Here is a 12869-nt window from a genome sequence, read left to right as displayed (position 1 = left end):
AAATAATATAAATTTAAAAAAATAAAATTATGAAAAATTTTTAAAACGGCGTTATAAACAAAAATTAAATTTTCATGATATCAGATTCTTTTTTTAAAAAAATTTTTTCAATTTTTTTTATGTATTTATCAGTTAAATCTTGTATTTTTTTTTGAATTACTCTATCTTGATCTTTAGAAATTATTTTTTTTTTTATATCTAATTTAATTCTATCTTTTTTTTCTTTTCTAATAATTCGTATACATATTCGTGCCTGTTCAGATTCTTTTTTAATTTTTTTAACTAATTCTTGTCTTCTTTCTTCATTAAGATGTGGTACTGTAACATAAACACAATTACCTTGAGTACTTATACCATACCCTAAATTAGCATTGATAATACTTTTTTGAATAATGTTTTGTAATCCATTTTCAAATATATTTATTTTTAAAGTACGAGAATTTTCTACAACAATATTTGTAACCTGAAACAATGGAGTTTTTTTACCATAGTAATCAATAAAAATATTATTTAATAATTCAGGTGTTGCATGACTAGTTCTAATTGCATTAATTCGTGTTTTAAAAGAATTAATACATTTTTGCATTTTTAAATCTGCAAATGTAATAATTTCATTCATAAAATTTATAACCTTAATACATAAATAAAAATTAATATAAAATATTAATAATTATTTTTTAAATCTAAAAAAATAAATTTTTCTTATTTATAAAAAATAATTATCCTTTAAAAAAAAATGGTTAAAATAAAAAATATCGATAAAATTATATTATATATTTTATTCAAAATAAAATGTTAATTTTATAAAAAAATGCAAATATATATTAAATTAATGATTTAATTCTTATAAAAAATAATATGAAAATATTTTAACACTGAAAAAATTATATAATTTAATTTATTAAATAAAAAATATATAAAATAATTAAAATATTCATTAAAAATGAAAAATATTTTTCACCATAATTAAAATTTTTATTATAAAATAAAATATTTTTTAATAAAATAATTCAATCATAAATTAAATAGATTAATAAAACTATAATAAATATCCATAGCATAGATATTCTTTATCGATTAAATCTAATAATATATATCAAATAAATAAAATTTAAATAATTTTAAAATATTAAAATTCATGTTGTTATAAAAAATAAAATTTTGTTAATCGCAATAAATATTTTTATTTAATAATAAAATCCATTATAAATCCTAAATTATAAAAATAAATTATCTTATTCATTGTTATACATAAAAATTTTAATCATATTAAAGATATGTATTTTAATTAATATATTATTATTTTTTATTATTCAAAAATACCATTTCATACTATTTTTTTTAAATTTTATTTATAAAAATATTAATACAAATATTTTATTGATAAAAAATTTTTAATACAAAAATTAAACATTAATAAAAAATAAATTTTATTTTATATTTTTTCTCCCAATTCAAAACGAATAAAAGATAATACCTTTAAATTATTTTCTTTTAAAATTTCCTTAACAGTTTTTTTTGTATTCATAATAAAAATTTGATTTAATAATGTTATTTCATTGATAAACTTATTCATTTTACCTTTTATAATATTTTCTTCTTGTAACTTATTTTTATTTAATTTTTTGGTTAATTCTAATTGAATATTATATTCTCTTTGAATAACTTCTTGAGGAATATTAGAAGCATCAATATATTTTGGTTTACTAGCAGCAATATGCATGGAAATATTCTTCATAATTTCTTTATTAATTGAAGAATTCATATTATCAAAAGAAACTATTACTCCTATTCTAAATCGATGTAGATAATAACTAGAACATTTTTTTTGAACTAATTTTATTCTACGAATATTAATATTTTCATTAAATTTAGATATTAAGTCTACTCGATGTTTTTCAAAAAATATATTAATGTCTGAAATATCTGTTATATTTTTACATACTATTCGATCTAAAATTTTTTTTCCAAAATTAATAAAATCGATATTTTTAGATACAAAGTCTGTTTCACAATTTAACTCTAATATAGCTATATTATTATTTTTTTGATAAATTAATATCAATCCCTCTAAAGTAGAATTAATATTTTTTTTTTCAGCTTTAATCACTCCAGCACTACGTAAATAATCTATTGCTTGCTCTAAATTATTTTTTGTATAAAATAAAGCTTTTTTACATTCTATTATTCCTATTCCTGTTCGATTTCTTAATTCTTTAATAAGACATAAATTATTTTTTTGCATATTATGTTCCTGAAACATTATTTTTTTATATTTTTTTTATTACATTAAAAAATTTTAAATTATTAAAAAATATTTTTTATTGAAACTTTTTTATAATTTCATTTTTATCTGTTATTTTATTAATATTTTTAATAGAATTTTCAATAACTGATAAATATAATTCAATAGATCTTACTGCATCATCATTACCAGGAATAACATAATCTATTCCATCTGGATTAGAATTAGTATCTACAATAGAAAAAACTGGAATATCTAAATTATTCGCTTCTTTAATTGCAATTTGTTCATGATCTGCATCTATAACAAATAAAGCATCAGGTAAACCTCCCATATTTTTAATACCTCCCAAACTATTTTCTAATTTAGATAAAGTACGAAATCTAATTAAAGCTTCTTTTTTTGTTAACTTTTCAAAAGTTCCATCTTTTGATTGTATTTCTAAATCTTTTAATCTATTTATAGATTGTCTAACTGTTTTCCAATTCGTTAACATACCTCCTAACCATCTATAATGAACATAGTACTGTTTACATAATATTGCAGTATTTTTTATAGAAATACTTGCTGCTTTCTTTGTTCCTACAAAAAGTATTTTTCCTTTTCTAAAAGCTATTCTTTTTAATTCATTGATAGCAATACGAAATAAAGGTAAAGTTTTTTCTAAATTAATAATATGAATTTTATTTCTTGAACCAAAAATAAATGGTTTCATTTTTGGGTTCCAATAACGAGTTTTGTGTCCAAAATGAACACCAGCTTTAATCATATCTTGCATAGATAATTTTTGCATATTCTTGCCTTATATAATTTTATAAAAATAAATTTGTAACTATTGTATAAAAAATTTATTAAAATATTCTAAATAACAGATAATATTCAAAAAAAATTTTTAAAAATATTTTTTTTAATAAATATATAAATTTTATAATAATTATTTTATTTTAAAATTAATATTGATTTTATATACAATAAGATATATTCGTTTAAAATAAAAACAAAAAAAATTAAATAATAAATAATAATTTCAATTATTATGTCATTATTACTATAAAACAATAACATACTTTTTAAAAAAAATTCTTATAAAAAATGTGAAACATATGTCTTCAATAATAATTAAAAACGAATATGAAATAAATAAAATACGAAAAGCATGTATTCTAGCATCAGAAAACTTAAAAATGATTCAAAAATATTTAAAACCTGGAATAGATACAAATAAAATTAACAATATTTGTCATAAATATATAACTCATGAACAAAAAGCTATACCTGCATGTTTAGGATATAAAGGATTTCCAAAATCTATTTGTACTTCAATCAATGATACAATATGTCATGGAATACCTAATAAATTAGAAATTTTAAATGAAGGAGATATTATTAACATAGATATAGCTGTAATAAAAGATGGTTTTTATGGAGATGTATCTAAAATGTTTTTTATTGGAAAAGTAAATAAAATAGCAAAAAATTTATGTTTTTCAACCAGAAAAAGTTTATATAAATCATTGAAAATCATTAAACCTGGAGCATATTTTTCTGAAATAGGTAAAGTTATACAAAAATATATTAAAAAAAAAAATTTTTCAATTGTAAAAGAATATTGTGGTCATGGAGTTGGTAAAAAATTTCATGAAGAACCTTATATATTACATTATGATAGTCAATATAATAAGAATATACAAATGAAAGAAGGAATGATTTTTACTATTGAACCCATGATTAATATAGGAAAACCATTTATAAAAATTTTAAATGATGGTTGGACTGTAAAAACTATAGACCATTCCTTATCTGCTCAATACGAACATACTGTATTAGTGACAAAAAATGGTTGTGAAATACTTACAATACAAGAAGACGAAAAAATAAATCCTATAATCAAAAATATATAAAAATATATATCAATATTAATATTTATTATAGTTGTTCTTTAAATATAAAAATTCATATTATCGAAAAAAAATAAATCAAAGGATACTTAAACATGAAAAAAATTGAAAAAATAATTAATGAAACATACGAAAATAAAGAATTAATTAAATCTAAAGAAAATAGCATTAGTATAGAATCTTCTGAAGCTATAAAAGAAACTATAGAAATGTTAAATACAGGAAAATTGAGAATATCTGAAAAAATAAATAATGAATGGATTACAAAACATTGGGTTAAAAAAGCTATTTTATTATTTTTAATCACACAAAAAAATAAAATTATTCACGGATTAGAAACAACATATTACGATAAAGTAGAATTAAAATATAGTGACTATAATGAAGAGCAATTCATACAAGATGATGTAAGAATTGTACCTCAAGCTACTGTAAGATATGGATCTTTTATAGATAAAAAAAGTATACTAATGCCTTGTTATGTAAATATAGGATCTTATATAGGAAAAAATACCATGATAGATACATGGTCTACTATTGGATCTTGCGCTCAAATAGGAAATAATGTGCACATATCAGGAGGTGTAGGAATTGGAGGTGTTTTAGAACCTATGCAATCTAATCCAACTATAATTGAAGATAATTGTTTTATTGGAGCAAGATCAGAAATAGTAGAAGGTGTAATTGTAGAACAAGGTTCTGTAATATCTATGGGTGTATATATTGGACAAAGTACAAAAATTTATGAAAGAAGTACTGGAAAAATATTTTATGGAAAAATTCCTGCATATTCTGTAGTAGTTCCAGGAACAATACCTTCTGATAAAGATCAGAAATCCAGTCTGTATTGTGCAATAATTGTAAAAAAAGTTGATAAAAAAACTTTAAATAAAGTAGAAATAAATGAACTATTAAGAAATACACAGTAATTAAAAATTATAAAAATATATATTCAATAAAGAATTTTTTATTTTATTTTTTTTAAAATTAAAATTATTTATTATTCTTCCGGTATAATAATATTTAATATTAATTTTCCGGAAGATATAAAAAATATAATATATTATATTTTATAAAATAATAAATACGAATTTTCATAATTATAATATTTCATATATATATTATAAAATATTTTATCTGTAAATATAGAATATTTGTATAAAAAAAAATAATTTCATTATACTAAATTCTAAAAATTTCAAAACTTGATCTTTTTTTATAAAAATTATAGAAATGGGAAAATATTACAATTATGAAAACATTAAAAATGTTGTCTGGTGCTGAAATGGTCATTTATTCTTTAATGAAATTAAAAATAAATTATATTTTTGGATATCCAGGTGGTGCTATACTAGATATTTATGATGCTTTAAAGACAGTTAAAAACTCAATCAACCATATATTGGTAAGACATGAACAAGGAGCTACACATATGGCTGATGGATATGCTCGATCTACTGGAAAAACAGGAGTTGTATTAGTAACATCTGGTCCAGGAGCAACGAATGCAATTACAGGAATAGCTACAGCTTATATGGATTCTATTCCTATGGTAGTAATTTCTGGACAAGTATCATCTCATTTAATCGGATTGGATGCATTTCAAGAATGTGATATGATTGGAATATCTAGACCAATTGTAAAACATAATTTTTTAGTTAAAAAAACTGAAGATATTCCTAATTGTTTTAAAAAAGCATTTTTTATTGCATCAAATGGACGACCTGGACCTGTTGTAATTGATTTACCTAAGGATTTATTAGATCCAAATATAAAAAAAGAATTCTATTGGCCTAAAAAAATTAACATTCGATCTTATAAAAAAATAAAAAATAATAACGATAAAGAAATTAATAAAATATTTAAAATATTAAAAAAATCATTACATCCAATTATTTATTCTGGAGGTGGTTCAATAATATCTGAATGTAGCAAAGAAATACATATTTTAGCTGAAAAATTAAATATACCTGTAGTCACCTCCCTTATGGGTTTAGGGTCATTTTCTGGTATTCATCCACAAAATTTAAATATGTTAGGTATGCATGGAACATATGAAGCAAATATGGCAATACATCATTCTGATGTAATATTAGCTTTAGGAGTAAGATTTGATGATCGTACAACGAATAATGTCAATAAATATTGTTTAAAATCAAAAATTATTCATATTGATATTGATCCTACATCTATTTCGAAAACTATACAATCTAATATATCTATAATAGGAAATCTAAAAAATATTTTAGAAAAAATTATTCTTTTAATAAATAAAAAAAAAATTAAAAAAAGAAAACTTTTTTTAATCAATTGGTGGAAAAAAATAAATAATTGGAAAGAAAAAAAAAGTTTAAAATATAAAAAAGATAAATATTCAATAAAACCTCAATATATAATCGAATCATTATGGAAATTAACTAATGGAAATGCTTTTATTACTACTGATGTAGGACAACATCAAATGTTTGCAGCTTTATATTATCCATTCAAAAAACCCAGAAGATGGATAAATTCAGGAGGTTTAGGAACAATGGGTTTTGGATTACCAGCAGCTTTAGGAGTAAAATTAGCTCATCCTAAAGAAACTGTAATATGTATCACAGGGGATGGAAGTATTCAAATGAATATTCAAGAATTATCTACAGCCAAACAATATAATTTACCTATATTAATAATTAATTTAAATAATAGTGCTTTGGGTATGGTAAAACAATGGCAAGACATTCTCTATAACGGAAGATATTCTCATTCATATATGAAATCTCTTCCTGATTTCGTAAAATTAGCAAATTCATATGGTCATGTAGGAATCAGAATTCAAAATGCATGTCATGTAGAAAAAAAATTAAAATATGCACTTCAAGAATTAAAAAATAATAATTTAGTTTTTGTAGATATAATTATTGATCCTAAAGAGCATGTATATCCTATGCAAATAAAAGGTGGTGGAATGAACGAAATGTTATTAAAAAAAAATAAGAGTGTTGTATAAATATGAAAAAAATTTTATCTATACTATTAGAAAATGAATTCGGTTCCTTATCCCGTGTTATTGGTTTATTTTCACAAAGAGGATATAACATAGATAGCATATCAGTTTCTCCAACTGAAGATACAACTGTGTCTCAAGTTACCATACAAACTACAGTATATAATTTATCTATAATTGAACAAATAAAAAAACAACTAAAAAAATTAATTAACGTATTAAAAGTTACTGAAATTAATAAAAGTTCTTACATAGAAACAGAAATAATTTTAATCAAAATTGAATTTAATAAAAATAATATGAACAGTATATCTGAAATTAATAATAAGTTTTTTCATAATATATTATACCAAGAAAAAAATATTTCTATTATTCAAATAACCGGATCTTCAAATATAATAAATAAATATCTTATACAAATTAAAAAAGTAACAAAAATATTAGAAATATCTAGATCTGGAATAATTGGACTAAATTTAAAAAAATAAAATATATATTATATACAAATAAAATAAATAATGAAAAAAAAAAAAAAATGCATATTTCTGTACTTTCTACTGAATCAATAAAACAATTAAAAATTAAAAAAAACGGAATATATATTGATGCAACATTCGGATACGGAGGACATTCAAATCTTATTTTAAAAAAATTAAACCAATACGGAAAATTATTTTCGATAGATAAAGATCCAGAATCTATTAAATTTTCAAAAAAAATTAAAGATCCTAAATTTAATATTATTCATGATAATTTTTCTAATATATATAAATTATCAATAAAATATAATATTGAAAAAAAAATAGATGGTATTTTATTGGATTTAGGAATATCTACTCCACAAATAAATACACCTAAAAGAGGATTTTCTTTTAAAATTGATGGTCCTTTAGATATGAGAATGAATCCTAATCATGGAATTTCTGCTGCTGACTGGATTGCCAATGCCACAGAAAATGAATTATCTTCAGTAATAAAAAATTTTGGAGAAGAACGTTTTCATAAAAAAATTGCACATCATATTTTTCAAAGAAAAAAAATTAAACCTATACGTAGAACAATGGAATTATCAGAAATAATAACCAAAATAATAAGTCATAAAAAAAGAAAAAAACATCCTGCAACAAAAACATTTCAAGCGATTCGTATATATATTAACAAAGAACTAGAAGAAATTAAAAAAGTATTAAAAAATTCTCTAAAAATACTAAAAAAAGGAGGAAGATTAGTTATCATTAGTTTTCATTCTTTAGAAGATCGAATTGTTAAAAAATTTATGAATAAATACGGGAAAAAACCCAGCATTCCACGAGGATTACCAATAACTGAACATCAAATTGATAAATTTAAAAAAATAAAATTAAAAATTATTAAAAAAATAAAACCAACAACTATAGAAATTTTAAAAAATCCAAAATCAAGAAGTGCTATATTACGTGTAGCAGAAAAAATATAAATTAAAAAAAATAAAAACACTATATTATACAAAATTTTATTTATAAAATTAATTTAATTTTTGTTCTATATAAATATTTTTAAGTTGAATATATTATTTTTTATAAAAAATAATACATTATTTTACATACCTAAAATAAAGAAATATATATTTTATATAAATTAAATATTTTTATTCTTTTATAAAAAATTTAAAATTTTTAATTTTCAATATATAAAAAATTATTATATATTTTCATTAACTATATTAATGTAACTATAATTTAACCATTATTAATTTAATAAAAATATTTTAGAAAATAAAATATACAAAAAATAATAATTATTAAATATAATAATATATTCAAAAATAATAAAAAAATATTAAAAAATTTATATATTTCTATACAATAGAAATGTAAAAAATTATAAAAATAAAAATTTTGATATGTATTTTTAAAAAATCTGATATCATTATTAAAAATAAATTTTTAAATTTTAATGACAATGTTTCTTATAAAATATTGAAATTTAAAATTTTTAATATTTTAATAATTAAAAAATAAATTTTTTATATATAACCTATTATTAATAGTTTAAAAAATAAAAAAATATATTTTGTATACTTTACAAAAATTTTTTAAAAATAATAAAAGTATTAATATTAAACATATTTAAAAAAAATAGGTTAAATTTAAAATGGTACAAACCATCGAAAAAGAATTAATAGTTAGTTTAGAAGTTGGAAATACCAAAATTGTAGTACTAATTGGAGAAATATTAAAAAAAGAAATTAAAATTATCGGAATTGGTGCTTGTAAATCTAAAGGAATTGATAAAAATGGAATTAATGATTTAACTAATTTAATAAAATGTATAAAATTTTGTTTACAACAAGCTGAAAATTCATCAAATTGTTTTATTGATTCAGTTTTATTATCTATATCTAATAAATATATATTTAGTCAAAACGAAATTGGAATTATTCCGATATTAGGAAAAGAAATTACATATCAAGATGTTAATAATGTAATTAATATCGCTAAATATGTAAAAATAAAAAATAATCATACAATATTACACATTATTCCACAAGAATACATAATAGATAATAATAGAGGTATCAAAAATCCAATAGGATTAACTGGTATTAGAATGCAAGCAAAAGTACATTTAATTACTTGTAATAAAATAATACTTAAAAATTTAATTCAAGCAGTAGAAAAAACAGGAGTAAAAGTAAATCAAGCAATTTTTTCAGGATTAGCATCTAGTCAATCTGTACTAACTAAAGAAGAAAAAGAAAATGGAGTATGTATGATTGATATAGGAAGTGATACAATGGATATTACATTATATCATTCTGGTTTCTTAGAATATAGTAAAGTAATTCCATATTCTGGAAATTCTATTACAAACGATATTTCTTATGCTTTTTCTATTTCTAAAAAACATGCTGAAATAATTAAATTGAACTATGATGTTATCATTCAACAAGATAAAAATAGTGAAATAGATATTCCAGAAATAAATAAAAAAATTTATAAAAAAATAAATAAAAAAATACTTATCGATGTAATTGAATCAAGATATACTGAATTATTATCGTTAGTAAAAAATGAAATTAAAAAAATACAAAATCAATCCGATAAAACAATTAATATAGAAAAAAAAAAAGAATATAATATAGTATTAACAGGAGGAGCTGCTAACATTAATTCAATTATACATTATGCAAAAAAAATTTTTAAAAATCAATCTATTCGAATAGGTTACCCTAATTTTATAAAAGAATCAATTATTAATCTTTCTAACCCTGAATACTCTACATCAATAGGATTATTAAAATATGGAAAAAATAAAATTTTAAATATTAAAAATAATAAAAAAAAATTGAATAATATTAAAAATTTTTTCCAAAAAATTAACTATTGGATAAAAAAAAGTTTTTGAATACATTTATAATTTAAATTAAATAATATTATATATAAAATATTGGAAGGAAAATATGTTTGAATCTATAGAATCTATGCATGAAGCAGTAATTAAAGTAGTTGGTGTTGGTGGAGGTGGAAATAATGCTATTGAACACATGATTAGAGAAAAAATAGAAGGAGTAGAATTCTTTGCTGTCAATACTGATTCACAAGCATTGAATAAAATTGAAGTAGAAAAAAGAATACAAATTGGAACAAATGTAACTAAAGGTTTAGGTGCTGGTTCCAATCCAGAAATAGGAAAAATTGCAGCAGAAGAAGATAAAGAATCTTTAAAAAATGCTTTACAAGGAGCTGATATGGTATTCATAGCAGCTGGTATGGGAGGAGGTACTGGTACAGGAGCTGCTCCTATAATAGCAGAGGTCGCAAAAAATTTAGATATTTTGACAGTAGCTGTAGTAACTAAACCTTTTAGTTTTGAAGGTAAAAAAAGAATGTTATTTGCAGAAGAAGGTATTGTAGAACTATCCAAATATGTTGATTCATTAATTACTATTCCAAATGATAAATTATTAAAAGTATTAGCGCGAGGAATTTCTTTATTAGATGCTTTCGGTGCTGCAAATGACGTATTAAAAGGAGCGGTACAAGGAATTGCTGAATTAATTACAAAACCAGGATTAATTAATGTAGATTTTGCAGATGTTCGAACAGTTATGTCAGAAATGGGATACGCTATTATGGGAACAGGAATCGCTTCCGGTGAAAATAGATCTGAAGAAGCAGCGGAAAGAGCAATTTCTAGTCCTTTATTAGATGATGTTGATTTATCAGGTGCAAAAGGAGTATTAGTGAATATTACATCAGGTAATAATCTTAGATTAGATGAATTTGAAACTGTCGGTAACACTATTCGTACTTTTGCTTCAGATAATGCAACTGTAGTAATAGGAACATCATTAGATAATGAAATGAATGATACTTTACGTGTAACAATAGTAGCTACAGGAATTGGGATAGAAAAGCTATCTGAGAAATTAATAGAAAAAAATAAAATAAATAATAAAGAAAATATATCATTAAAAAAATTTAGATATCAACAATATTCTAACAGAATAGTTATGGAAAATAAAAAAATACAAAATAATAATTTTAAAAAAAACATACATCAACATAATATCAAAGAAAATATAGATACAGAATGTTTAGATATACCAGCATATCTTAGAAAAAAATAAAATATAAAATAAGAATTACAGAAAACACAAAAATGATAAAAAAAACACATAAAAAAAAAATAATTAAATTAAGTAATACTTCTTTGTTAAAAATAACAAAAGAAATTAAAAAAAAAAATGTAAAACATTATTTTAGAATATATATAATTGGTGGTGGATGTAACGGATTTCAATATGAATTTATGTTAGATAAAAAATATAAAAAAAACGACATTATTATTCAATATCCAGAAATTGAAATAATAACAGACCCGATCAGTCTACAATACTTAATAGGATCAAGAATCGAATACATAAAAAAGTTAACAGGATCTAAATTCATAGTCAATAATCCAAATGCAAAAAATACTTGCGGATGTGGAATATCTTTTAGTATTTAAAAAATTATTTTTATAAAAAATAAACATTATCTTTTTGAGAATTAAAAAAAATGTCTATAGCTATTATAGGGGCCATGGAAGAAGAAATTAATATTTTAAAAAAAAATATTATATTTTTAAAAAATAGAAAAATAAAAAATTTTTCAATTTATACAGGATATTTATATGAAAAAAAAATTATATTAATAAAATCAGGAATCGGAAAAGTTTCTGCTTGTATAGCAACAACATATTTAATAATCAAATTTAAACCTAAATTTATTATCAATATTGGATTTTCTGGATCCATAAATAAAAATATAAAAATAAATGATATTGTGCTACCAAAAAAAATTTCGTATCATGATGTTGATGTTACTGCATTTAATTACAAAATAGGTCAAGTTCCTAAGTATCCAAAAATTTTTCATGTAAATAAAAAATTATTCAATATCATGAAAAAATCTACAAAGGAACTTAATTATAAATATTTCTCTGGATTAAATATTACCGGAGATACTTTTATATATACAAAAAAACAAAAAAATTATTTACAAAAAATATTTCCTAATGCAATTTCTGTAGATATGGAAAGTGCATCAATACAACAAGTATGTTTGTATTTTAATGTAAAATGTATATTTTTACGAATTATTTCAGATTTATCAAATAAAAAATCTAAAATTGATCTAAAAAATAATTATTTACAAAAATCAAAAAAAATATTTTTAATAATAAAAAAATTTTTCTTAATATACAAATAATT

Annotated in this window: 11 protein-coding genes and 1 pseudogene; 9 read left to right on the top strand and 3 right to left on the bottom strand. The window is 20.5% G+C overall.

The features are described 5' to 3' along the window. Nucleotides 1–64 precede the first annotated feature (64 nt). The 3 genes from frr to rpsB form a co-directional block, all read right to left on the bottom strand. A complete protein-coding gene (frr, locus tag RJU59_RS00880; protein WP_343155267.1) occupies nt 65–619 on the bottom strand; it encodes a ribosome recycling factor in 555 nt (184 codons plus the stop codon). Nucleotides 620–1435: 816 nt separating this feature from the next. Beyond that, nucleotides 1436–2245, bottom strand: coding sequence for a translation elongation factor Ts (gene tsf / locus RJU59_RS00875; protein WP_343155266.1), 810 nt, complete (start codon nt 2243–2245; stop codon nt 1436–1438). A 76-nt stretch (nt 2246–2321) separates the two neighbouring features. Continuing rightward, on the bottom strand, nt 2322–3038 hold the full coding sequence (rpsB, locus tag RJU59_RS00870; protein ID WP_343155264.1) for a 30S ribosomal protein S2: 717 nt from the start codon (nt 3036–3038) through the stop codon (nt 2322–2324). Nucleotides 3039–3348: 310 nt separating this feature from the next. Between rpsB and map the strand changes: the two genes are divergently transcribed. From map to RJU59_RS00825, 9 genes and pseudogenes are all read left to right on the top strand, one after another. Further along, complete coding sequence (gene map, locus RJU59_RS00865) at nt 3349–4146, top strand: type I methionyl aminopeptidase (protein WP_343155263.1); 798 nt, start codon at nt 3349–3351, stop codon at nt 4144–4146. Nucleotides 4147–4238: 92 nt separating this feature from the next. Beyond that, nucleotides 4239–5072, top strand: a complete 834-nt coding sequence (gene dapD / locus RJU59_RS00860; protein ID WP_343155262.1) for a 2,3,4,5-tetrahydropyridine-2,6-dicarboxylate N-succinyltransferase — start codon at nt 4239–4241, stop codon at nt 5070–5072. Between the two features lie 323 nt (nt 5073–5395). Then, entirely contained in the window at nt 5396–7135 is a 1740-nt protein-coding gene (ilvB, locus tag RJU59_RS00855) for a biosynthetic-type acetolactate synthase large subunit (protein ID WP_343155261.1), read from the top strand. A 2-nt stretch (nt 7136–7137) separates the two neighbouring features. After that, a complete protein-coding gene (gene ilvN / locus RJU59_RS00850) occupies nt 7138–7620 on the top strand; it encodes an acetolactate synthase small subunit (RefSeq protein ID WP_343128756.1) in 483 nt (160 codons plus the stop codon). A gap of 47 nt (nt 7621–7667) precedes the next feature. Then, on the top strand, nt 7668–8588 hold the full coding sequence (gene rsmH, locus RJU59_RS00845; protein ID WP_343155260.1) for a 16S rRNA (cytosine(1402)-N(4))-methyltransferase RsmH: 921 nt from the start codon (nt 7668–7670) through the stop codon (nt 8586–8588). Between the two features lie 677 nt (nt 8589–9265). After that, nucleotides 9266–10519: a cell division protein FtsA gene (ftsA, locus tag RJU59_RS00840; RefSeq protein WP_343155259.1), complete on the top strand. Its 1254-nt coding sequence runs from the start codon at nt 9266–9268 to the stop codon at nt 10517–10519. Nucleotides 10520–10574: 55 nt separating this feature from the next. Next, nucleotides 10575–11532 (top strand): annotated as a pseudogene (ftsZ, locus tag RJU59_RS00835) (cell division protein FtsZ); the annotation flags it as partial. Nucleotides 11533–11776: 244 nt separating this feature from the next. Continuing rightward, the gene (erpA, locus tag RJU59_RS00830; protein ID WP_343128752.1) at nt 11777–12124 is read left to right on the top strand and encodes an iron-sulfur cluster insertion protein ErpA; all 348 of its coding nucleotides are present in this window, start codon (nt 11777–11779) and stop codon (nt 12122–12124) included. A gap of 50 nt (nt 12125–12174) precedes the next feature. Beyond that, nucleotides 12175–12867 carry a 5'-methylthioadenosine/adenosylhomocysteine nucleosidase gene (locus RJU59_RS00825; RefSeq protein ID WP_343155258.1) on the top strand — a complete coding sequence of 231 codons (693 nt, stop codon included), beginning with the start codon at nt 12175–12177 and terminating at the stop codon, nt 12865–12867. Nucleotides 12868–12869 lie beyond the last annotated feature (2 nt).

This window comes from Buchnera aphidicola (Kurisakia onigurumii) (assembly GCF_039394605.1).
Lineage (GTDB): Bacteria > Pseudomonadota > Gammaproteobacteria > Enterobacterales > Enterobacteriaceae > Buchnera_I > Buchnera_I aphidicola_B.
This window is presented reverse-complemented; position numbering and strand designations above follow the sequence as displayed.